Annotated in this window: 26 protein-coding genes and 1 riboswitch; of the genes, 13 read left to right on the top strand and 13 right to left on the bottom strand. The window is 41.1% G+C overall.

What is annotated here, in order from left to right:
• Window positions 1-16 precede the first annotated feature (16 nt).
• A complete protein-coding gene (locus tag GKR48_RS03720; RefSeq protein WP_154627072.1) occupies window positions 17-349 on the bottom strand; it encodes a hypothetical protein in 333 nt (110 codons plus the stop codon).
• Window positions 350-948: 599 nt separating this feature from the next.
• On the opposite strand from GKR48_RS03720, the gene alr reads away from it, so the two are divergent.
• The 5 genes from alr to rlmA all read left to right on the top strand — a co-directional run bounded on the left by alr (window position 949) and on the right by rlmA (window position 5,053).
• Window positions 949-2,205 (top strand): alanine racemase, encoded by a 1,257-nt coding sequence (gene alr, locus GKR48_RS03715; RefSeq protein ID WP_154627071.1) that lies wholly within the window; start codon window positions 949-951, stop codon window positions 2,203-2,205.
• Window positions 2,206-2,417: 212 nt separating this feature from the next.
• Window positions 2,418-3,155, top strand: a complete 738-nt coding sequence (locus tag GKR48_RS03710) for a phosphatase (RefSeq protein WP_154627198.1) — start codon at window positions 2,418-2,420, stop codon at window positions 3,153-3,155.
• Between the two features lie 482 nt (window positions 3,156-3,637).
• The gene (locus GKR48_RS03705) at window positions 3,638-3,835 is read left to right on the top strand and encodes a hypothetical protein (protein ID WP_006658806.1); all 198 of its coding nucleotides are present in this window, start codon (window positions 3,638-3,640) and stop codon (window positions 3,833-3,835) included.
• A 72-nt stretch (window positions 3,836-3,907) separates the two neighbouring features.
• Window positions 3,908-4,120 (top strand): acid-shock protein, encoded by a 213-nt coding sequence (locus GKR48_RS03700; RefSeq protein WP_154599210.1) that lies wholly within the window; start codon window positions 3,908-3,910, stop codon window positions 4,118-4,120.
• 111 nt (window positions 4,121-4,231) lie between these two features.
• On the top strand, window positions 4,232-5,053 hold the full coding sequence (rlmA, locus tag GKR48_RS03695) for a 23S rRNA (guanine(745)-N(1))-methyltransferase (protein ID WP_154627070.1): 822 nt from the start codon (window positions 4,232-4,234) through the stop codon (window positions 5,051-5,053).
• Between the two features lie 56 nt (window positions 5,054-5,109).
• Here the strand turns inward: rlmA and mntP are convergent, their stop codons facing one another.
• The 8 genes from mntP to pabB form a co-directional block, all read right to left on the bottom strand.
• Complete coding sequence (gene mntP, locus GKR48_RS03690; RefSeq protein WP_148444745.1) at window positions 5,110-5,691, bottom strand: manganese efflux pump MntP; 582 nt, start codon at window positions 5,689-5,691, stop codon at window positions 5,110-5,112.
• Window positions 5,692-5,697: 6 nt separating this feature from the next.
• Window positions 5,698-5,881: riboswitch (yybP-ykoY riboswitch) on the bottom strand.
• Window positions 5,882-6,033: 152 nt separating this feature from the next.
• Window positions 6,034-6,492 carry a DUF986 family protein gene (locus GKR48_RS03685; RefSeq protein ID WP_154627069.1) on the bottom strand — a complete coding sequence of 153 codons (459 nt, stop codon included), beginning with the start codon at window positions 6,490-6,492 and terminating at the stop codon, window positions 6,034-6,036.
• 89 nt (window positions 6,493-6,581) lie between these two features.
• Window positions 6,582-7,433, bottom strand: coding sequence for a PTS mannose transporter subunit IID (locus GKR48_RS03680; protein WP_036953376.1), 852 nt, complete (start codon window positions 7,431-7,433; stop codon window positions 6,582-6,584).
• Between the two features lie 13 nt (window positions 7,434-7,446).
• On the bottom strand, window positions 7,447-8,247 hold the full coding sequence (locus tag GKR48_RS03675; RefSeq protein ID WP_154627068.1) for a PTS mannose/fructose/sorbose transporter subunit IIC: 801 nt from the start codon (window positions 8,245-8,247) through the stop codon (window positions 7,447-7,449).
• Between the two features lie 77 nt (window positions 8,248-8,324).
• Window positions 8,325-9,290: a PTS mannose transporter subunit IIAB gene (gene manX / locus GKR48_RS03670; RefSeq protein ID WP_272521646.1), complete on the bottom strand. Its 966-nt coding sequence runs from the start codon at window positions 9,288-9,290 to the stop codon at window positions 8,325-8,327.
• Window positions 9,291-9,966: 676 nt separating this feature from the next.
• Entirely contained in the window at window positions 9,967-11,331 is a 1,365-nt protein-coding gene (locus tag GKR48_RS03665) for an L-serine ammonia-lyase (RefSeq protein ID WP_336431111.1), read from the bottom strand.
• A 204-nt stretch (window positions 11,332-11,535) separates the two neighbouring features.
• A complete protein-coding gene (locus tag GKR48_RS03660; RefSeq protein ID WP_442959359.1) occupies window positions 11,536-12,006 on the bottom strand; it encodes a CoA pyrophosphatase in 471 nt (156 codons plus the stop codon).
• 84 nt (window positions 12,007-12,090) lie between these two features.
• Window positions 12,091-13,461, bottom strand: a complete 1,371-nt coding sequence (pabB, locus tag GKR48_RS03655; protein ID WP_154627067.1) for an aminodeoxychorismate synthase component 1 — start codon at window positions 13,459-13,461, stop codon at window positions 12,091-12,093.
• 138 nt (window positions 13,462-13,599) lie between these two features.
• Here pabB and GKR48_RS03650 point away from each other — a divergent pair, with 138 nt between their 5' ends.
• Together GKR48_RS03650 and yebF are read left to right on the top strand one after the other, a co-directional pair.
• The gene (locus tag GKR48_RS03650) at window positions 13,600-13,779 is read left to right on the top strand and encodes a YoaH family protein (protein ID WP_036954826.1); all 180 of its coding nucleotides are present in this window, start codon (window positions 13,600-13,602) and stop codon (window positions 13,777-13,779) included.
• A 202-nt stretch (window positions 13,780-13,981) separates the two neighbouring features.
• A complete protein-coding gene (yebF, locus tag GKR48_RS03645) occupies window positions 13,982-14,347 on the top strand; it encodes a protein YebF (protein ID WP_154627066.1) in 366 nt (121 codons plus the stop codon).
• Between the two features lie 66 nt (window positions 14,348-14,413).
• Here yebF and GKR48_RS03640 read toward each other — a convergent pair whose 3' ends face one another.
• Entirely contained in the window at window positions 14,414-14,644 is a 231-nt protein-coding gene (locus tag GKR48_RS03640; RefSeq protein WP_154599213.1) for a DNA polymerase III subunit theta, read from the bottom strand.
• Between the two features lie 291 nt (window positions 14,645-14,935).
• Between GKR48_RS03640 and ftnA the strand changes: the two genes are divergently transcribed.
• The 4 genes from ftnA (at window position 14,936) to GKR48_RS03620 (ending at window position 17,336) form a co-directional block, all read left to right on the top strand.
• Entirely contained in the window at window positions 14,936-15,439 is a 504-nt protein-coding gene (ftnA, locus tag GKR48_RS03635; protein WP_154627065.1) for a non-heme ferritin, read from the top strand.
• A 217-nt stretch (window positions 15,440-15,656) separates the two neighbouring features.
• Complete coding sequence (gene copC, locus GKR48_RS03630; protein ID WP_154627064.1) at window positions 15,657-16,043, top strand: copper homeostasis periplasmic binding protein CopC; 387 nt, start codon at window positions 15,657-15,659, stop codon at window positions 16,041-16,043.
• A gap of 1 nt (window position 16,044) precedes the next feature.
• Window positions 16,045-16,944 (top strand): copper homeostasis membrane protein CopD, encoded by a 900-nt coding sequence (gene copD / locus GKR48_RS03625; RefSeq protein WP_154627063.1) that lies wholly within the window; start codon window positions 16,045-16,047, stop codon window positions 16,942-16,944.
• 44 nt (window positions 16,945-16,988) lie between these two features.
• Entirely contained in the window at window positions 16,989-17,336 is a 348-nt protein-coding gene (locus GKR48_RS03620; RefSeq protein ID WP_154627062.1) for a DUF2511 domain-containing protein, read from the top strand.
• A 334-nt stretch (window positions 17,337-17,670) separates the two neighbouring features.
• Here the strand turns inward: GKR48_RS03620 and GKR48_RS03610 are convergent, their stop codons facing one another.
• The 3 genes from GKR48_RS03610 to yebS form a co-directional block, all read right to left on the bottom strand.
• A complete protein-coding gene (locus GKR48_RS03610) occupies window positions 17,671-17,904 on the bottom strand; it encodes a DUF1480 family protein (protein ID WP_154627061.1) in 234 nt (77 codons plus the stop codon).
• Between the two features lie 150 nt (window positions 17,905-18,054).
• Window positions 18,055-20,394: an MlaD family protein gene (locus GKR48_RS03605; RefSeq protein ID WP_154627060.1), complete on the bottom strand. Its 2,340-nt coding sequence runs from the start codon at window positions 20,392-20,394 to the stop codon at window positions 18,055-18,057.
• Window positions 20,369-21,595 (bottom strand): membrane integrity lipid transport subunit YebS, encoded by a 1,227-nt coding sequence (gene yebS, locus GKR48_RS03600; RefSeq protein WP_154627059.1) that lies wholly within the window; start codon window positions 21,593-21,595, stop codon window positions 20,369-20,371. Before yebS ends, GKR48_RS03605 begins: the two co-directional genes overlap by 26 nt.
• Window positions 21,596-21,726: 131 nt before the next feature.
• Here yebS and GKR48_RS03595 point away from each other — a divergent pair, with 131 nt between their 5' ends.
• A complete protein-coding gene (locus GKR48_RS03595) occupies window positions 21,727-22,209 on the top strand; it encodes a GAF domain-containing protein (RefSeq protein ID WP_154627058.1) in 483 nt (160 codons plus the stop codon).
• 110 nt (window positions 22,210-22,319) lie between these two features.
• A complete protein-coding gene (proQ, locus tag GKR48_RS03590) occupies window positions 22,320-23,006 on the top strand; it encodes an RNA chaperone ProQ (RefSeq protein WP_154627057.1) in 687 nt (228 codons plus the stop codon).
• The last annotated feature ends 13 nt before the right edge of the window (window positions 23,007-23,019 follow it).

The raw sequence follows: 23,019 nt of genomic DNA, 5'->3' as shown, positions 1-23,019 counted from the left end.
TCCATAATTCTGGACTTTAAGCTTTATAAATTTTCTTTCTCGGAACAATAGCCCCTAACGAATAGCATAGTCCCGTTAGCCCTGCGAGGCTCAATGGCAAAATCATAACGCTATCATTTTTGAGTGGGTTATCTAAGTTAAACATAATCACGATTAAGAATAAATTACTCGCGAAGGTGGCGGCGGTGTAAATAATTGCCACCTTTTGAGGTAAACGAATTAACGAAAAATCCTCGGCAAACTTATCAAAATGCTCCCAAATAAGGTGAATCACTAAATAACCAAGAATAAGCGTAAAGTAAAATATGCTGAGTGCTTGTATGGTTTGTGGGTGAAAAAACTCAATCATATTTTATCGAGATATAGATAAAAATAAGGCTGAGGATAGCCGATAGAATATAGATATTGGTGGTCGTTAAAATCAATGATGGAACGATAAGTGATATCGCACCATTGAGTGCTAACGCTGAGCCAACGCCTCCCGTAAGAGGATTCATTATCTTTTGAATTATCCAATTCATAGTTTCCCTTATTTATTAGTTAAAATAACGTGCGTTAAAAACGAGATAACGGAACAGCCAACAAAGCTGATGATTAAAACACAAGCACCCAAACACAAACGCACCCAGAATAATATTATCCAAAAAGAAAAAAATACCTCGAACAAGGTAATTTAAAGCAGAAAAAGTGATTATGAGAGCAGCCTCGTAAAAAACATTATTAGGATAGTTTAGAGGTACTTGTATTCCGGTAAGTCATCCTTTAGGAAAAGATGGGTAGTACAATGATTGCTATAAATTCACTAAAAGTGATTTTTTATTCAAAATCCAGCAATTATTGCTTGTTCAATTAATTCAGATTGTTATTATCAATAGCCTATATACATACAAGGTATATGTTCACTCCCCGTAATCATAATAATAAAGGTGAGGGGAAACTCACTGATCCATGGCTAAGGATAACAACGTGGCATTTCGTCTGAAATATCTTGCTCTTCTTCCTCTGCTGGTGGCGACTGCATGTCAGCAACCTGCGAAAACCAACATCATAGAAACCCAATCTGCACAAGCTCAATCAACACAGATTCAACCTGCGCTCGTTAACAATGCGTGGATAGAAATTTCTCACAGTGCGCTGGATTATAACATTAAGAAAGTACAGGCATTATTGGGTGATAAAGCGGGCATGTGCGCTGTTTTAAAAGGGGATGCATATGGGCATGACCTGACGTTAGTCACCCCAGTAATGATTGAAAATAATGTCCAGTGTATAGGGCTTACCAGTAATACAGAATTGAAGCAAGTTCGTGATTTAGGCTTTAAAGGTCGTTTAATGCGTGTGCGTAATGCCACGGAAAAAGAGATGGCTCAAGCTACTGAATTCAATGTAGAAGAGCTGATTGGTAACTTGGAAATGGCGCAGCGCTTAAATGCGATTGCGGCGAAACAAGGCAAAGTTATTCCGATTCACCTTGCATTGAACTCGGCAGGAATGTCACGAAATGGCTTGGAGGTCAGTCATGCTGAAGGATTGCAACAAGCTAAGCTAATCTCGCAGTTACCTAATTTAAAAATCGTCGGGATAATGTCTCACTATCCTGAAGAGGATGAAGCACAAATCCGAAAAGATCTGGCTAAATTCAAAAAAGAGTCTCAACAAGTTCTGAATGTGACAGGATTAAAACGTGAAGATGTTACTCTGCACGTTGCGAATACTTATGCAACATTAACAGTGCCAGAATCGTGGTTGGATATGGTGCGTGTTGGTGGCATTTTTTATGGTGATACGGTTGCCACTAAAGATTACAAGCGCGTGATGACGTTTAAATCGAATATTGCGGCGGTGAATCACTATCCGAAAGGGAACACCGTCGGTTATGACAGAACGTATACGCTGAAGCGTGATTCTGTATTAGCCAACATCCCTGTCGGTTATGCGGATGGCTACCGCCGTGTATTCAGTAATGCTGGGTATGTTTTAATCAATGGGCAACGCGTACCTGTTCTTGGAAAAACGTCAATGAACACAGTAATGGTCGATGTCACCGATATTAAAAATGTGCAACCAGGGGACGAGGTTGTCTTTTTTGGTAAACAAGGAAAAGGGGAAATAACCGCTGAAGAAGTTGAAGATATTAGCGGTGCGCTGTTTACTGAAATGTCCATATTATGGGGCGCAACCAATAAGCGTGTTTTAGTGAACTAAGCTATATCATTTTAATAGAAGCCCGCTTCAAATGAAGCGGGTTTTTTTATTGGCGCAAGGGAATCAGATAAACTGCAGTTTATAATAGAGATCCGATAAGTGCGGTTTAACAGAATTGTTATCGAATCCTTAGTGGCAATATGTTAGCTTGGGATAAGCTTTTCAATCTGAATAATGTCAGAAGGCAAATAGAAGAATTAGAAGGATATTTTATGTATCAAGTTGATTTACATGCGCACACCATCGCCAGCACCCATGCATTTAGCACTGTTAATGAATACTTTGCGGAAGCTGCCGCTCGGGGAATGAAACTATTTGCCATTACTGACCATGGCCCTGAAATGCAAGATGCGCCACATGAGTGGCACTTTGGCAATATGCCGATATTGCCGCGCATTGTTAATGGCGTTGGTTTGTTATATGGAATCGAAGCAAACATTAAGAATAAGCAGGGTGAGACGGACTGCAATGAAAAGATAGCACGCCATCTAGATATTATTTTAGCGGGTTTCCATGAGCCTGTTTTAGAACCACAAAGTTTAGAAGACAATACTGAAGCAATGATCGCCACTATTCGTAGCAGAAAAGTGCAAATTATTACTCATCCTGGTAATCCCAAATATCCTATTGATATTAAAGCCGTTGCCCAAGTAGCTAAAGAATGCAACGTGGCACTAGAGATGAACAACTCCTCTTTCTTGCATTCGAGAGCGGGTAGTAAGAAGAACTGCATAGAAATAGCAAAAGCGGTGAAAGAAGCGGGTGGTTGGGTTGCATTAGGCTCAGATTCGCATCATGTCAGTTATTTAGGGCGTTTTAATGAAGTGGTTGAGATGTTGAAATCCATCGATTTTCCAGAGTCCCGTATTTTGAATACCACACCACGCCGCGTTTTAGATTTTTTAGAGGCTCATGGACGTAAACCGATTCCTGAGTTTGCTCATTTTTAATTTTCAAATTGAATATAGTAACTTCAAAAGCCATTCAAAATTGAATGGCTTTTTTACTTGAAGTAAGCAAAAAGTTCTATTTAGATAAAAATAAAAGTCAGTACATCTTAAAAAAAAGAAACTTTATTAAATTAGCAAGATAAAAAGTGAGTTTTTAAAAGAAAAACGAAGAAAAAATAGATATCAAATAAATTGGAATGAAGATGATTTTTAAAATCAAAAAATTAACATCAAGGTTGTATTTAATTTATCTGTTTGATATTTATGAATAAATCAGCTTCATGGTAAATCAAAAAAAGATTAAAAATTAGCCTGTGAAAGTAAATGGAATATCAACAAAATTAAAATATTTATTCATTAAAATAACCTATAAAAAATTTAAGAATTTTTAATATTCTCCTATTGCGAAATGATCTGCAGATATGATTTATTAGTGTGGCAAGAACATCCTTGCTTAATAAATTAATCTTAAGGTACTTAGTATGAAAAAGTTATTAGCAATCGCAACTGTATTGTCATTAGCTGTTTCTGGTGCTGCATTAGCAAATACAACAACTAAAACTGAGCCAGTAGCGCCAATTGCTGCCGCTCATCACTCAGCGAAAGCTCATCACGCAAAAGTGAAAACTGAGAAAAAAGTGAGTGCAACTAAAGATAAAAGTGCCGAAAAAGCCATTTAAATTTTTAGCTACACCAAAATATAAGTTTTATATCAATGACTCGTTAGTTTGAATTTAAATAAGGCGTTCAAAATGAAAAAATTATTAGCAATCGCGACTGTTCTGTCATTAGCTGTTTCTGGTGCCGCACTAGCAAATACCACTGCGAAAACTGAACATGTAAACCATGGTGTGAAAACGCACGAAGTTGCCAAAGCAGAGCATGGTAAAAAAGAAGTTAAAAAGAGTGAAGTGAAACAGTCAGGTGAAGTCAAAGCACCTGAAGCGGCTAAAGCTGGTAAATAAGTTCGCTATACTCCTCTAGATTACGTCACGGTGCCATGGGGTATAATTCCATGGCGCTGCTTGACAGCTTATATGGTATACTGCGCATTATTTTTAAATCAGTGTAACCATATGAATTATCAATGCCCCCTGTGTTTTAAACCCCTCAATTTAATTAACAATAGCTATCGTTGTGAAGCAAACCACCAGTTTGATTGCGCCAAAGAGGGTTATGTTAATTTACTGCCAGTACAGCACAAGCGCTCTAAAGATCCAGGCGATAGCCTAGAAATGATGACCTCCCGTCGTCAGTTTTTAGATGCAGGCCATTATCAGCCAATGCGAGATAAGGTCGCTGACAAGCTCGCTGAATACCTACCTGAAAACAGCGAAAATATACTCGATATCGGTTGTGGAGAAGGGTATTACACTGACCATTTTTCTCAGTTATTAAAGGTGGCATCGAAATCCGTTAGTGTGTATGGGCTAGATGTGTCGAAAGTGGCAATCCGTTTTGCTGCTAAACGCTATAAATCAGTTAATTTCTGTGTTGCTTCAAGTCATCGTTTACCATTTGCGGATTCGAGTATGAGTGCTGTTATTCGTATTTATGCACCTTGTAAAGCGCAAGAATTAAGCCGAGTATTAGCACCAATGGGAATTTTAATTACGGTAACGCCGGCAGCAGAACATCTGCAAGAATTAAAAGCTCTGATTTATGATGAAGTAAAATTACATCCCGCAAAAGACGAAGATCTTCCTGACTTTAAGTTGATTGACGAAACTCGCTTAAATTATGCGATGGATCTCGAAGGGGAAGAGGCATTTGCTTTGTTAGAAATGACGCCGTTTGCATGGCGTGCTTCTGAAGAGGTGAAACATCAATTAAAGCAGGCTGAAGCGAAGAGTTATACCGCTGATTTTCTGATCCGAGTTTATCAATATCAAGTATAGAACCAGAATTAAATCTCAAACTGTTCCCCCTGAATGGGTCAGGGGGAACGGGAAGATTATGGCGCGTACATAAATAATTCAAGATGCTCAAAGAGGATATTAAACCCAATCGCAATAAGCACCAGCCCGCCTAAAATCTCTGCTTTTTTTCCTAATAATGGACCTACGTAACGACCAATCATCATGCCAATTGTTGCCATTATCATCGTGGTTAAGCCGATAGTCATCGCCGTGTGGACGATATCTACTTGCAGGAAAGCCAGACCTAAACCAATTGCCATAGCGTCAAGGCTGGTGGCAATGGCAGATAACACTAGATTTCCTGCACTGTGACTTGATGGTTTAGCGCAACAATCTTCATCTTTGGTCGTCAGACTTTGCCAGATCATGCGTCCGCCAAGAATGAACAGTAGGGCAAACGCAATCCAGTGATCCCAACGGATAACATACTGGCTGGCTAAAATACCAATACCCCAGCCAATGATCGGCGTGATAGCTTCAATAAAACCAAAGATAAAACCAGTACGGAGAATTTCACGAAAACGGGGTTTATGGAGCACTGCACCTTTACAAATAGCGACAGCGAAAGCATCCATAGAGAGCGCGAAGGCGAGGATGAGAGTTGCGTAAAAGCTCATAACAATAATCTCGGTTGGGTGTTTCCATATACACATAAATTACCCCCAACCAAAAGGCGTATTTATGTGTCTATGGTCTTGCCAACCAATAAATGGCATCCGCACCACGTTTAAAAATAAACGAGTATGTTGACACGGATTTTCTGGAAAGAATACATTCCAGAACAGGCTACTCCCCAATGACGTGGGACGAAAGATATCATAGATTTTAATAAAGGCAAAATATTAATTATTAATAAAGATATTTTTCAAATGAGAATAATTTTCATTTTTGATATTAACAAAGTTAAGGTTAATTAAACATTTAATTAACCTTAATATTTATACCAATATATAAAGTGGTTATTTATGATTAATAAAGAAGTCATAAATCTTTTGTAAATCATCAAGATGGTTAACTTGTATATGGATTTTCTTTTGCTCTAATCCAATCATTAAAATACCATCTTCAGATAAATTCATTGTCTTAATTCGCTCATAGTAAATAAATGTATTGGCGAAATAAAAACCGGTTTGTTTAAAAAATACTTTTGGCCGACGAATGAAAGCTAAATAAATAGCCATAAAAATAGTAATCATTAATAAATAAGTGGTTAATAAATTACCATGTCGAACAATATTTGTATAAATGACAATACAAGAGAGAACAATAAAAATGATGGCATCCACTCGATGTTTACGTTTTAAGTTAACTTTTAGTAGAGTTTTGCCTTTCAGAATTCCTTGAATAAATTCATCATAGATTGCGTATACAAGCATGATCAAAATGATAATGGCTAAAACGACATCATTTAAGGTCATTTGAGTACCCATGACTAAGTGGACGAGCTATCAAGCTTAAAAGTAAACAAGGGAGGCTGCAACCTCCCTTTTTTGATATTTAACAGGAATTATGGTGCTAAGAAGTTTAACCAAGCACCCAGAATACCTAAACCAAAGAAGCCGATAATAATCCATAAAGCATTCACTTTACGGCGTAACAGCCACATACAGGCGAAGGTCAGTAACAGTGGAACCAAGCCCGGCATTAATTGGTCGAGGATCATCTGAACAGTAGTGATATCTTCAACGCCAGTTGTTTGGTTTTTGATCCGCGAAACTTCGAGTGGAATGTTGACGTGAGTCCATTTATTGACCAACGCCCCCATCACAAACAGACCCAGAATCGAAGCTCCTTCGGTCAGTTTCTGTAGGAATCCACCGCCCATATCTTGAACGATATCAATCCCTTTCTTGTAGCCATAAGCCACGCCGTAATAGCGAGTTAACAGACGTACAAGGTTAAACAGAACGAAGAAGAGTACAGGGCCTAACAAGCTACCTGTCATCGCGATACCTGCACCCAGTGCAGCAAAGACTGGACGCACGGTTCCCCAGAAAATTGGGTCACCCACACCGGCTAATGGTCCCATCAGACCGACTTTGATACCGTTGATTGCACCGTCGTCGATGTCCGCGCCATTGGCACGTTCTTCTTCCATCGCCATTGTTACACCCAAAATAGGCGCTGCAACGTAAGGGTGGGTATTGAAGAACTCTAAGTGACGTTTAATCGCTTGTTTACGGTCATCATTGTTTTCAGGGTATAAGCGACGGATCACGGGAACCATTGAGAAACAGAAACCCAGAGCCTGCATACGTTCGAAGTTCCAAGAACCTTGGAATAAGTTAGAACGCAAGAAAACCCCACGAATATCGCTTTTTGTCAGCCGTTTTTCAGTAGATTGAGTTTGTTCAACCATTTTCACGTTCCTTCTAGTCTAATTCGTTATCAAGATTGTTGTTACTGTTTGATTGGTTGACAACAACTTGGGATTTGTTGTATTTCGGGCTCAGTTGGATGTACAGAATTGCCATCACAACACCAATCACACCAAGTGCAACAAGGTTGAAGTTAGTAAAGGCTGCAGTGACGAAGCCTAAATAGAAGAACGGCATCAGGTAGCCAGCACGCATCATGTTGATAACCATCGCATAACCGACCACAACAATCATACCACCTGCAATGTTCAGACCGTTGGTAACGACTTCAGGGATAGAGTTCAGTAAGTGCTGGACTTCTGAAGTTCCCACCGAAATTGCGACGATCAGCGCAGGGATTGCAATACGCATTGCTTGCAGTAATAACGCAGAAATATGGATGATGCTCAGGGAGGTTAAATTGCCGGAGACCGCAGCACGGTCAGCAGCGTGTTGGAATGCAACGGTGATAGTACGAACGATGATGGTCAGTACTTGTCCGGCTGCTGCCAGTGGGATAGCCAGTGCGATACCCGCACCAATGCTTTGACCACCTGCAATAACCAGAATGGTTGAAATGATGGAGGCTAATGCAGCATCGGGTGCAACTGCCGCACCAATGTTCATCCAACCTAACGCGATCATTTCCAGCGTACCACCGATAATAATACCGGTTTTCATATCACCCAGAACAATACCAATAAGCGTACAGGCAATGAGAGGGCGGTGGAACTGGAATTCATCGAGGATCGATCCCATACCGGCGATACAAGCCACAACGAAGACCATTACTATTTGAACAACGGTAAGTTCCATTGTTTAATCTCCTGTAACCAACAAGTTTCTAAGTCTGTTTTTGAGTAACGGTTCAATAAGAACGAATTTATAAAACATTATTTTTTGAGTTTATTAATTAAATCCATCATGTGGACTTTACTGTCTGAAGCGACTTTACGAACTTCTAACTCAATATTTTTGTCATTCAGATAATTGAATGCATCGATATCTTTTTGGTTAATTGATACGGCATTGGTGACCATGGTTTTACCTTCGGTATAGGCCATTCCACCAATATTGACCGAGTCAATCTCAACACCTTGCTCAACAATGCGCTGCACATCGGTTGGATTAGTGAATAACAGCATTACGCGCTCGCCGGAGTATTTTGGGTTGTTGTAAACACGGACACATTTGTCTACATCAACAACGTGGGCGGTAACACCAGGAGGAGCAACTTGTTTCAGTAAGGTAGAACGAACGGTGTCTTTGGCCACTTCATCACTGACAACGATAATGCGTTTCACGCGCATTTCTTTTGTCCAGCGAGTCGCCACCTGACCATGAATCAATCGGTCATCAACACGCGCCAAAGCAATAATCATGTGTTCGCCCGGACCTGCAATAACCGGTTGTGGAGCAGGGGCACTGACTGCTGCGGGCGCAGGAGTTTCTGCAACAACTTCTTTAAACTTGAATGGACGGATGCCACCGCGACCGGTTTCGAGTGCGACGGTGATCAGCTCATCCATGGATGGGTTGTCATCGCGGCACATAAAGGTCTCGACGAGCATTGGGACATTTACGCCTGTAATGATTTCGTAATTGCCATGCTCATTGGCAATGCGTGTAGCTGCATTAAATGGACTACCTCCCCACGTATCAACAAGAAATAGCACACCAGCTGAGGTATCAAGCGAAGTCAGCTTTTGTGTGTATTTTTCAAATAGGGTGTCAGCATTTTCCCCAGGGACAAAGTCAATAAACGAGACGTTTTCTTGCTCGCCTATTAACATCTCGGTGGTTCGGAGTAGCTGTTCGGCAGCAACTCCGTGGGTACCAATCATAATAGCTATACTCACTATTTTTCCCTCTTAACAGATAAATCGAAACATCATCGACGATAGAATAGAAGTTAGAAACTGGACTCCTTCTCTATGTGTTTCCCCTGCACCTTAAATAGTAGCTGAATAAATTCAAACTAAGTGGCTAGCTAATAATTAGTTAAGTGCAATTATTAGCCGAATGGTCAGCCTAATCATATCACTAGGATTAATCCAAAAAACTTGTTTCGCGTCAGAAAAATAAAAACAGATCCAAATATTACTGATAAATAAACCTATAACTCCAAATGTATGAATTTATCTAGAATATATGATTGGTTGATTAATTATTAAAAGAATAATATTCTGTTATCGGTAACAAAAAATGAATTTATTTAATAAGAAATTCGTCAAGAAGAGCAAAAAGTGAGCGAAAACAGGTGTGAGCAATAGAATCTAAAGGAATAACAGAATCAAAATAGTGATTCAAAAAATAGAAAGTAGGGTGAGAGTACTGAAGGAATAAAACGATCATAGGCGATAAAAATCGAAAGCTGAAACGAGAAAAGCAAAAGGAAGGGCGTGTTATTTTGATGAACGTATTGGAGTTCAATAGACTTAATTAAAAAAATTAAATAAGCGTAGAAAGGGTGAGGATAAAACGCCCTCTTCATCACTTAAATGGGTAATGAAGAGGGAAGCTTAATATGACTGATTAATCACACTGGACTTTGATAGCTAATCCACCACGAGATGTTTCGCGGTATTTAGCATTCATGTCTTTACCCGTTTCGTACATGGTTTCGATAACTTTATCGAGAGACACGCGAGGCTCGCTGGTTCTACGTAAAGCCATGCGTGCGGCATTGATAGCTTTAACAGAGGCGATTGCGTTACGCTCAATACAAGGTACTTGAACTTGTCCAGCAACAGGGTCACAGGTTAGACCTAAGTTGTGCTCCATACCAATTTCAGCTGCAATGCAGACTTGCTCTGGGCTTGCGCCAAATAATTCTGCTAAACCTGCCGCCGCCATTGAGCAGGCAACACCGACTTCACCTTGGCAACCCACTTCTGCGCCAGAGATAGATGCATTCATTTTGTATAGAATGCCTACGGCTCCCGATGCTAAGAAATAGCGCAAGTAAAGTTCTGGCGTGACGGGTTCAATGCAATGGTTGTAGTACGCTAAAACAGCTGGAACGATACCACAAGCGCCGTTGGTTGGTGCAGTAACAACACGACCACCCGCTGCGTTTTCTTCGTTAACGGCTAATGCATACATGTTGATTAAATCAACCACGTTCATCGGGTCATTAGACAGTTTGCTTGCAGAGGTCACTAAGCGGTTCAGTGCTGGTGCACGACGGGGAACACGCAATGGACCAGGAAGGACACCTTCAGTGTTAAGACCGCGTTCAATACAGGCTTGCATGGTCTTCCAAACATCCGCAAAGTAAGCGTCAATTTCTTCGCGAGGGTGCAAATCCAGCTCGTTCTTCATCATCAGGCTAGAAATCGATAAGCCAGATTCTTTACATTTTAAGAGTAACTCACTCGCGGAGTTGAATGGATAAGAAACAGGTTTGCTGTCTGAAGAGGTTTGGCCAAAATGTTCTTCATCGACAATGAAACCACCGCCGATGGAATAATAAGTTTTAGTATAAATTTCCTTGTCGCCAGCGAAGGCGTGGATAGTCATTCCGTTTTCATGTAACGGTAAGTTATCTTGACGGAAATTCATGCCACCATCACGAGGGAAATCAACAGTATGAGTGCCATTGGCTAATAGCAGCTTTTCTGTCTCCTCCACATTCTTGATAAAGGATGGGATTGATTCAATGTCAACGGTAGCAGGGAGGTTGCCTGCTAAACCCATAATAATGGCGATATCGGTATGGTGACCTTTACCTGTTAGGGATAAAGAGCCATAAACGTCTACTGCGACACGGGTGACGGATGGCAACAATTGCTTATTGACCAAATCATCGACAAATTCTTTCCCAGCTTTCATCGGACCGACGGTATGAGAGCTTGAAGGGCCAATGCCCACTTTAAACATGTCGAAAACGCTTATCACGCAGGACTCCTTAAACAAAAGATGAAGATATAGTGATTTATTTTAAAGGGCGCTACTTTACTGTTATTTCGTAGTGTTAACCAGTAAGTTTAAAGTATTTTTTGAAATAAGGTAGTTACATACGGTGGATTGGTTATAAATAGCACTAATTGTATTTTGGATAGTGGAAAAATGATTGAATAAAAGGATTATTGACTGAGAAGACTAATCCAGTTGTAGGGCGAGTTGATGCAGAATGGATGCGGTGAGCCCCCAAACTAAGTAATTGTTATACCAGTAAAAAAAGACTCGTTTTTCGCGACCCGAGCGGTTGATATCCACATATTTATGTTTTTGCAGGGATAATGCATCAAACAGGGGAATTTCAAAAATAGAGGAAACTTCGCTTGGATTCGCCTGATAACGAATATTATCGGGTACAAGACCGACAATAGGGGTGACTTGATAACCCCCAATACTGGAGATAGGCGCCAGTTGCCCTAAGACCTGCACTTTCTCTGGTGGTATGGCGACTTCTTCATAGGCTTCTCGCAATGCGGTCGCAATTAAGTTTGTATCTTCAGGATCGCGAGAGCCGCCCGGGAATGCCACTTGACCAGCATGAGAACGTAATAGCGGTGATCGTTGTGTGAGCAATAATGTCGGATTGGATTTATTGATAATTGGCAATAGCACTGCAGCCGCTTTACCCNCGCCGATGTGGCGGGTTGACGAGAAAGCGGGAGTGTAAATTGAAAACGGTTAATAAAGCTATTCAGCTCAGTCATCGCTATCGAGTTTTCCTAGTTTTGGCAAAATCAGGCGTAATTTGTCAAAGGTCTCTTGATACTCTTTATCGGCTTGACTATCGGCAACAATACCACCGCCTGCCCAGCAATAAATCTGTTTTTTGTCAGTTATCAGCGTACGGATTGTGATGTTCGTATCCATATTGCCACAGAAACTAATATAGCCGATTGCGCCACAATATCCATGTCGACGATTGGGTTCTAATTCTTCAATGATCTGCATTGCACGAATTTTCGGGGCGCCCGTAATGGAACCGCCAGGGAAACAGGCACGCAGTAAGTCGGTGGCTTGGTATTGGCTGTCTAATGTGGCAGTGATAGTGCTAACGAGGTGATGAACTGCGGGAAAAGGTTCCACTTTGAAAAGCTCAGGAACGCGTACGGTGCCCGGTTTAGCAACGCGTCCAATATCATTGCGCAGTAAATCTACAATCATTAAGTTTTCAGCGCGATCTTTTGGTGAATTGGCTAATTTTTCTGCTTGAAGTTGGTCATCCTCGGGAGAGTCTAAGCGAGGGAGTGTGCCTTTGATCGGGCGAGTTTGAATTTTACCTTTTTCTAATAAAATAAAGCGTTCAGGAGAAACGCTGATAACCGCATTATCGGGTAAGCGAATAAACGAGGAGAATGGGGCGCGGTTACTTTCATTCAGCGTTAAGAATGCATCCCACTCATTGCCTTTATATTTGGCTTTAAAGCGCTGAGCAAGGTTGATTTGGTAGCAATCCCCCTCCCGTAAATATTGATGGATGCGGGCAATATTTTCATGGTATTGCGCTTCAGTCATGTTGGCATGCCATGGGGACGTCAATGAGAAGGCATTTTTACGAGAGGCTTTTTGAGCTTGTAACCAAGTAAGTCGCTGCTCGACATCTTGATGGCTGAATAAGGTCACACGTTGCTCATGGTGATCGACAATGAGCGCCCATAAATAGATACCCACTGCCATATCTGGAAATTGCAGTTCAGTAGTGGCAAGTTCAGGGAGTTTTTCGATACGGCGACCTAAGTCATAGCTCCAAATTCCCATTGCACCACCTTGGAATGGCAGGGCGTCATCAGAAAATTCGCTAACTTGGTATTGATCTATGTATTGCTGTAAAAGAGTAAAAGGGTCTTGTTCTGAAAATTGAGCGAGCTGATTTTGCGCTTGAATTTCAGTTTGCAAACCACGAGTTAATAGGGTGACAGCGGGGTCAGCAACAATCATATCGTAACGGTTATGAGAGTGTTCAGCTTGACCAGAATGAAGCAGCATGGCCCAGGGTTGGTGCGATAAGGGTGCAAAATAATCTAATGCCGCATTGGGGCTGTAAGGGAGTTGTATTTTATTAATAGCCATATCAATCAATTAAAATCAGGTTCCACAAGTGAATAATGCCAGATTACCATATAATCTTACCTTATTAAGGCAAGAGCTGTTAAAATTTGCTGAAAATCTTAACGTAGTAAATAAGTCTGCAATTTAAAGAGGTTGATTATGTTTTCAGGTATGCCAGCACTTTCCCACGCAGAGCAACAAGAAGCGGTTGAACGCATTCACCAACTGATGGCAGAAGGCATGAGCAGCGGAGAAGCCATTGCGCTAGTCGCTCAAGAAATCAGGGAAAACCATCAAGGTAAAGAGCAAATTGTTGCCCGATTCGATGATGAAAATTAATAATTAATAAACATCCTATTAACATTTAAATGTATTTCTGATAAATTCATATCAGTTAAGTCATTTTGCTCATAGGTTTTATTTTTACAACTACACTAGATAGACAACGACAGCCTATGCGTGCGTTGTTAATGATGCTGCAGTTTTGGTGAGTAAAATGGATCTCAATTTCATCTACATCTCGTAGATGCCGGAGGACGGTATGAATGTTAATAAAAAAATAGCAATAGTTTTAGGCAGTTGTGCGCTTGCATTAAGTTCGTTTGCATTCAGTGCTAACAAGGAAGAAGGTAAAGCCGCTGCATTTGTGAGCTGTGGTAATCTGACTGAGCCACAAATTGCGGCGCAGGTTAAAAATGATTTTATGAATAACCGATTACCACGTTGGGCAGATGAAAAAGCGGCCGTGGGTAAAAAAGCGGTTGCATGGATCAACGACAGTGAAGTGACGAAAACGGAAGATGGCTACTCGCTGCCTTTAGTGGTCAGAGGGTCGAAATCCGATCTGCATTACCGTGTTGCTGTGGATTGTAAAAACAATACCATCACCTATAACACCAGCAAATAATCTGTGGGTTTATAGAATGAAAAAGGAGAGTATAACTCTCCTTTTTTTGTGTCTAAAATTCGATTCTTAGCGATTTCTTGGCTCATAGGGCATACGAGCGAAATTCATCGATAACTGGCGATAGTGGACCAGCCTTTCACGAAAATAATCCCGCAAATGTTCTGGCTGTTCACGTTCGATGGCTTCAGGAATAATGGGGATATTATAACGTTCCTTGAAAGCAACGCCGGAAGCCAGCAGGTCAACGTTAATTTTGTCCATCTCTTCTTTTGGGAGGGTGGCAAGATTGTGGCTCATTTCAAATCCTAACGGTTAACAACATCAGCATGAATTGTAGCAATTGAAGTTCAAAAAATCTTGATGAAATAGTGAGATGGTTAGCGAATAAAATTAAATTCAAACATGATAATAGTAAGCAACTAGGATTATTATGATAAATAAAAGCTAATGCGACTGATTCGTGTTATTTTTACAAAAAATCATTGTTAATCAATAAATTAATTTTTATAGGAAGAATGTTTTCTGAATGCATTTATTATGTTACTGTGGGATATAACTTCATAAAATCATCATCATTAAGGTAAAGATATGTTAAAAGCTGACATGATTGAAGCGTTAAATAAACAACTGAATCTTGAATTTTTCTCCGCTAATCTGTATTTGCAAATGAGTGCTTGGTGTAGTGATAAAGGCTTTGAAGGTGCAGCTGCATTTTTGAAAGCGCACTCACAAGAAGAAATGGAGCATATGCAGCGTTTATTTAATTACCTTAGCGATACAGGGGCATTACCACGCTTAGGCGCGATTGATGCACCGCCAGAAGATTTTAATTCTATCGCTGATGTGTTCAATAAAACGTACGAACATGAGCAATTAATTACTTCAGAAATTAATAAACTTGCGCATTTAGCTATGACAACCCAAGATTACTCAACATTCAACTTCCTGCAATGGTATGTTGCAGAGCAACATGAAGAAGAGAAACTGTTCAAATCTGTACTGGATAAACTGGGCATGGTGGGTGAGTCTGGTAAATCACTATTCCTGCTGGATAAAGATCTGAAAGGTTTAGCGGCGGCTGCGCACGTTTAATCATTTTTTTAAATCGTTCGATTATCGTGTTACTTATTAAGCGCCAATTCAGAGATGAATGGCGCTTATTCTATTTTTGCGAGTGAGTTTTATTCGCATTTTGTGTCAAGCCTCACAAGCTGAATGATAAAATCTGATTTTATCGCTGCGTATCGTATTATTTTCCGTATAATGATTGGCAATATATCTAAATTCACCTGCAAATTAAGAGGTTACTATGCCAATCAACCAAATAAAATCTTCTTGGCGTAAATTAAGCGCGGTCGCTGTACTGTTCTTAGGTATGTCATTCCAACAAGCATTCGCTCATGCGCATCTTAAAGATCAATTACCTGCAGAGGGGGCTGCGTTAGAGCAGGCACCAGAAGCAATCACGTTAAACTTTTCTGAAGGTATTGAAGTTAACTTCACTAAAGTCAATGTAACAGATGCGAACAAGCAAGTTATCAAGACGGGTAAAGCCGCGTTAGATCCAAGCAATAACACCAAAGTCATTATTCCTGTTGAAAGCAAATTAGCAGCAGGTAAGTATGATGTTCAATGGAGCGTTGTCTCTGTTGATGGACACAAAACCAAAGGGAACTATAGCTTCACTGTGAAATAATATGTCACTGGAAGCGTTTTACACCTTAACGCGATTTGCTCACTTTATCGCCACAATGTTGATGTGTGGAATGTCAATGTTTGCGGTGATAGTTTCCCATGGGCAATTTCGCGTACTACTCCAAGATGCACTGAAAAAAAGTATTATCTTTAGCGCAGTTATTACTATCATCACCACATTTTGCTGGATGATTGCACAATCTGGTTTGATGGGCGATGGTTGGGAAGATGCGTTGAATATGGATATTTGGCAAGGTGTTGTACTTGGCACTACCTTTGGCCAAATCTGGCGTTGGGAAATCCTCAGTGCTGTCGGTTTGTTTGCCGTTTTATTTATCCGTCCGATCACCCTAAAGCTTTACCTCATTCTTGGTTTCTCCGTCATTATTCTGGGGTTACATGCCTTTATTGGTCATGCTGCAATGAATGAAGGGTGGCTGAGAGTTGCTCATCAAACTAATCAGTTCATTCATCTAATTAGTTGCGCATATTGGTTCGGGGGGTTGTGGCCTTTCCTTATTTGCATTCAGTTTTTACGTAGTAACGATAAGCTAAAAGCAGGGCTAGAAACGCAAGTTGTCGTATCGATGAAGCGTTACTCGCAGCTAGGGCATGTTGCTGTGGTTTGCGTGCTAATAACGGGAATTATTAATAGCCTGATTTTATTGCCCGGATGGCCATTTATCGCAACACTATCTGAATACCAATCATGGTTATGGCTAAAAATTGCGTTGGTTGGGTTGATGGTGCTATTGGCATTAACGAATCGTTATTGGGTGGTACCACGTCTTCAACAGCAAGGGCGGATTAATTATTTGATTATAAATAGTTGGGCTGAATTGCTGCTTGGTACTATTGCCATCCTTACAGTGGCTGTTTTTGCTACCTATCAACCTGTATAATGGCACATATCTTTGTATAACCCTGTTTGACAAGGTCATTTTAAATGAAATTTAAATTCATAATTTGTGCGTTAGTACTGGGTGGAACATTCAGTACGGCGATGGCTGCACCATTGGCGAGCGTCAGTAAAAAACAGTTTGGTGATGAGTGGCCGCTAAAGCGTGAAGAAGTAATGTTAGAGTGTCGTGCTAACGGCGCATTGGTGGTCATCAACCCGTCTACGTTAATGCAGCATCCATTGAATGATATTGCAACGGCACAAATGGAAAAGAAAGAGATCCAAGCACAACCGATTGATGTGCTATTAGCACCTATTGAGACCACTAAATCAGTTGAAGAACGAGTATTGCCGCTGAAGCAAGCCGCAGAGAAACTGTGTGGCAATAAGTAAGGTGCTGTTAGCCTTTAGCTAGAAAGATCAAGGAGATGGCAATTGAAAGGTTTTACTGATTGCTTAGATAGGTTTAACTTATCATGCAAATAGTTCAATCTTGGAAAATTAAGCAATAAATTGTGTTAAAAATATGTAAAATAATTGCTAATTTAAGTGGTAAGAACGTAAGCTGAACGCTAGTATTAGGGAGTACTTTGTTACGTCTCAATGGCAATTTTAGCGCACGGCTCTGCCAGAGCCATTTCCCAAGGCCCGGTAATCGGAATCTACCAGGCCTCTTTTTTTTGTATTATTTCCCATCTGACCGTTCTATTTAATACCACCATCTTCATCAAGCAATTCTCATTAGCCAATGATGATTTTCTTTATCATAACGCTGGCGATAGAGCAGAACCGGTTTTTCATCCAGTGTCGCAGGGATACTCGTGTGTTCATCCCAACCATCCAGTTGCATGCAAAATTCAGAATCGGAATCGCAAGGAATACTCACAGTATCGCTACGCTTATCAGCCATAACGGCATCATTGATTTCATAGGAAGAGATTTTCAATTTAACTATATTCATAACATTTCCTCTTTACTCTTTATTTTTACAATAAAAAATCAGCCCAACGGAATTAAGCATAGTATAAATGGAATTCATTTCCAAAATATATTTTCAGTAATAGAGAATAAAAAAGGCGTCATGCTGAGAAACATGACGCCTTGTTAGGGATTATTTTTTGGGGATAGGGGTTCCCCAGTCTAACCAGTCCGCTGGTGGCTCTAATTTCAGAATGAAATGCTGATCAGGTTTAGCTTTAGGTGCGAGTGGCACTGTTGGCGGGGTTGCCAACGAGATTCCACCACGAACAAACTGCTTGAATGTGCCACTTTTCACCACGCCGCCTGTTAAGCCAAAGGCGAGGTTATAACCTGAAGATAACCAGAACTGGGTATTATCACGGATCAGATATTGGTATTCTTTACCTATACGCGTTGCAACATAAACGCGATCGGAAAGCTCTCCCAAATAAAGCCCAGTGACGGTTCCGATCTCTAATCCTCTAAACAGAATTGGCGTTCCTACCTGAATAGAACCCGCCTCACTAGCATCAAGGATAATGGTGAGACCATCAAGATAACGGGAATCTGTAATGTTGGCAGTTTGCAATTCAAATTGGAAACGGCTCTTATTACTGCGTCCTGGCTCTGCACTGATATATGGTTGGATCAGTGTATCGAGGTTGTTAACCCCCGATGGAGAAAGCTCAGGGGTGACAATGGCAAAACGGCTGCCAATTTTGGTGAAATTTTCCACATATTCAGGATACAAAATTGCTTTCGCTTTCACTTCACGATTATCCGCAGACAGCTTCAGTGATTCGATTTGCCCGATGTTAATACCTAAATAACGAATAGGCATGCCTTCGGAGAGCTTAGACGCATCAAAGGTCGTCAGTGTTACCGCACTACCAATCGCTTTTGCCGCAGTTTCTGATGGGTAAAGTGTATGTTGGCGTGAAGTATCTAATGAGCCAGTTTGAATATTATCAAAACTAATCGCACCACTAAACGCACGACTGAGTGGGGAAGCTTGAACCGTTAAACCTCCAGCATTTAACTGAACTTTGGCACCACCTTCAGCCCAGAAAACACTTTGTGGAGTCAATAAGTTACGGTATTGCCCTGAGATATACACATTCACTGCAAAGCCGTCATTGTTTGGTTTAATCGACACAATTTTACCGACTTCAAATTGGCGATATAACACCACTGAACCTTGTTGAATGTCGGGAAGGGTATTGGTGTTTAGCGTAATGGTGGTCGGCGGTGCGGAGCCTAAAATACCCGCCTTGGCATTTTCATCGGTACGATATAACGGGAATGAGTCTGGTAATGTATCTTTACCTTTCCCTGGAATGATATGTAGGCCGCCTTCTAGCCACTCTTGCGGCGTTGCGCCTTGGAATTGTAATCCGCTCATACCTAACTGCACATCGACACGGCTATTGGCGACAAATTTACTGTCTTGTTTAACCAAATGTTTAAATTCATTAAACACGGCAATTTGGAACTGAACATTGTCATCCGTTAAGTGACGCTGTAATACTTCACCGATTTTTATTCCACGGTAGATAACAGGTTGCCCCACATTTACCCCGAAGGTATCCAATGCGGTGAGGGTCAGTTGCAAGTCTATATTGCCTTGCTGATCAAGCGGTTTGACATCATCTTTACTTGGCTGCAATTCATATTGTTGCCCTGTTTGTGCTGGCAGGCTGTTTTCTGGAGAATCAAATGCGACAGCGCCATTGATCACTGCCGACAGGCTTTCCATTTTGATGCTGGCGCCAGTATTCAGGTCGAAGCCACCTTCAATACCGGAGATATTCCAAAATTGGCTATCTGACCGGACGAGATTAACGTAGCGCTTTTTAATAATAACCGCGATGGAGACGCCTTTATTTTCAGGTAACAAAGAATAATCAGAAATATAACCGACCGGAACTTTACGGTAATAAACGGGGGAGTTTTCGTTTAATGCGCCTAAATCTTTCGCGGTGAGGTAAATCAGTAATTCACCTTCATTTAAGTTTCGCTGAGGTGGTGTATCGAGCGCCACAAATTGGGATTTTGGCGAGCCAGTGCTTGGTTGCATACCAATATAGTTCCCACCTACCAGAGCATCTAAGCCTGATACGCCGGCTAGAGAGGCTTTAGGTGTTACCAGCCAAAAACGCGTTCCTGAAGTGAGTGCAGAGCGCATGTCTTTATTCACATTGGCAGTAACAATGACGCTTTTCATATCATCACTGATAGAGACGGTTTGTACCATGCCGACATCTACACCTTGGTAGCGAATTGGCGTTCGACCTGCCACAACGCCAGAGGCGGATGAAAATTGAATGGTAATTTGCGTGCCACGCTCCACCCATTGTTGAAATAGCAGCCAGCCTGCGATCATGATCGCGATGATGGGAAGCAGCCAAAAGGGCGAAATTGTCGTCCTTTTACGGCTGATAGCCTCCGAAACTTCATTCGAAGTTTCACTTTGATGGTTTTGATTTTCCATAAGAATCCCAAATTAATCGACTGTCTAACCACTCAACAGCAAGGATAGTTAAAATAACAGCGGTACCAAAATATAAAGCTGCAGGCCCCATCGTAAATGACATTAGCATATCGCGGTTAACTAAGGTCATCATCAAGGCGATGACGAATAAATCTAACATCGACCAGCGCCCAATCCATGAAACGAATTTCAGCAATTTCATCCGTAATACAGGGTCTGTATGGCTTTTAAGCTGAATTGAAAATAGTAACAGTACCATGATGATAATCTTCACGAAGGGCACCAAAATACTGGCAATAAAAACGATAATGGCAATCGGCCAGTTTCCTGAGTCAATTAAGGAAACAACACCGGAGTAAATCGTGTCTTCTAGACGTCGCCCATTTAAATAAAACGTCGAAATAGGCAGTAGGTTAGCAGGGATTAGCAACACCATGGCGGCAATCAGTGCGGCCCATGTTTTTTGTAAGCTTAAAGGTTCGCGATGGTGAAGTGGACGGTGGCAGCGCTGGCACTTGCCTTTCTTATTGGGTTCGCCAGTAAAATGGCAGGCTAGGCAGGTTTCTGCATGAGGAGCATCTGCATTTTCCTCTAAAGGATAAAGCCGTCGCCACAGTTCATCGAGATTAATGTGGATTAAAATAATAATACTAATCAAAGACATAATTCCAAACGCAATCAAACCATGCCCAACATAAACCGTCGCGTAATCTTGCATTTTAATCGTAGCGATACCCAAACCGACAAGATAGACATCCAGCATGACCCACTCTTTGAGATGTTTCATCATCAGTAAAATGGGGCGCATGTTGATGGACAGGTAACGCGCTAATACCAAAGATAAAATTGAAATAGGCAAAAGTAACGGTGCTGCTATCGCACAAAAAGCCACAATGCTGGCGGTAAAAGGGTCACCTTGCTCACTAATTAAGCGGATGCCATCAAGCACATTAGCATTGATTTGAGTGCCAAATAGATGAATAGAAATCAATGGCTGCCAAAAAGCGATGGGAGCAAGAAGCAATAAAGTGATAGATAATAGAGCAAGACGACGGAGTGACCATGAGCGCCCATCATTTAGTTGACTAGAACATCTTGGGCAAACAATGACTTGCTGTGGTTGAAAAGGCGGAGTCACTATTTTTTGGTTACAATGGCAACAACGTTGCAAATTCATGGCAGTATGATTAATGTGGGTCATATATATTTATTGTATGAATTAATTTGCTTGTAATCTAGTGTAAAAAAATTTACGTAAAAGTGACAACTTGCTAACCTACGGTCTACGCTTACTAATATTTTTTACTTGTTTATGTATAACTGAAAATAAATATGGATAAAAAGAAGTATTATCTCGAACTTTCAGATAGTTTATCTGCACTTATCGCTGGAGAGTATGATTTAATTGCCAGTTTGGCAAATAGCAGTGCGTTATTATTTGAACGTTTATCCGGTATCAACTGGGTTGGTTTTTACTTGAGTGATGGAAAGGAGCTGGTTCTCGGCCCCTTCCAAGGCAAAGTCGCTTGTGTACGGATCCCGTTCGATAAAGGCGTCTGTGGTGCTGCATTTTCTGAAGCGCGAGTTCAGCGTGTAGAAGATGTGCATGCTTTCCCAGGTCACATCGCATGTGATGCGGCAAGTAACTCGGAAATCGTCTTCCCTCTGAGTGTAAATGGCAAGATAATTGGGGTTTTAGACATCGATAGCCCAAATATCGGTCAATTCGATGAAGAAGATGAAAAAGGGCTTCAATACCTTACAGACCAGTTATGCCAGCACTTGGTGATGTGTTCTATACCAAAATATTATTAATTATTGGTATGTAAAATCAATAGGAACGTGGCAATTGTCAGCAACACGATTATAATGTCCGCTTGTTCATGCCCGTGAGGTTGGCAAAATCGTTGTTATCAGGAAATTTCATGGAAAATCAACCTAAGTTGAATAGTAGTAAAGAAGTTATCGCATTTTTGGCAGAGCGTTTTCCACGCTGTTTTATCGCTGAAGGCGAAGCACGTCCGCTTAAAGTCGGAATTTTTCAAGATATCGTAGGGAACTTGACCGAAGAAGATGGTATTAGCAAAACGCAATTACGTTCTGCGTTACGCATGTATACCTCTAGCTGGCGTTACCTTTACGGTGTTAAAGAAGGCGCAAAACGTGTTGACTTAAATGGAGATGACTGCGGTGAATTAGATGCAGAGCACATTGCCCATGCGCGTCAACAATTAGCTGAAGCGAAAGCGAGAGTCCAAGCGCAACGCGCAGAGCAACAAAAAACGCAAAAGCGTCCTGCTGCGAAAAAGCCTAGCGACAAAGCACCTCGTCAAAATGATGCGAACAAAGAGAACACATCTCGTCGCCGTCCATCAGACAAAAAAGAACGCCCACAAAATACAGCTCCGAAAAAACCTCGTAGCAACCCAGCTGAAGAGAATTTGAAATCAGTTACTGATATCAACACACTGAAAGTCGGTCAGACTCTGAAAGTGAAAGTGGGTAGCAGTATGATGGATGCCTCTGTGCTGGAAATTGCCAAAGATGGTGTTAGGGTTCAATTGCCATCTGGTCTGGCAATGATTGTGCGCGCGGAACATTTAAAGTTCTGATACGGAGGTCACT

This window comes from Providencia sp. wls1943 (assembly GCF_009706275.1).
Lineage (GTDB): Bacteria > Pseudomonadota > Gammaproteobacteria > Enterobacterales > Enterobacteriaceae > Providencia > Providencia zhijiangensis.
The sequence above is the reverse complement of the archived record's forward strand: the minus strand, read 5'-3'. Positions and strand labels throughout refer to the sequence as shown.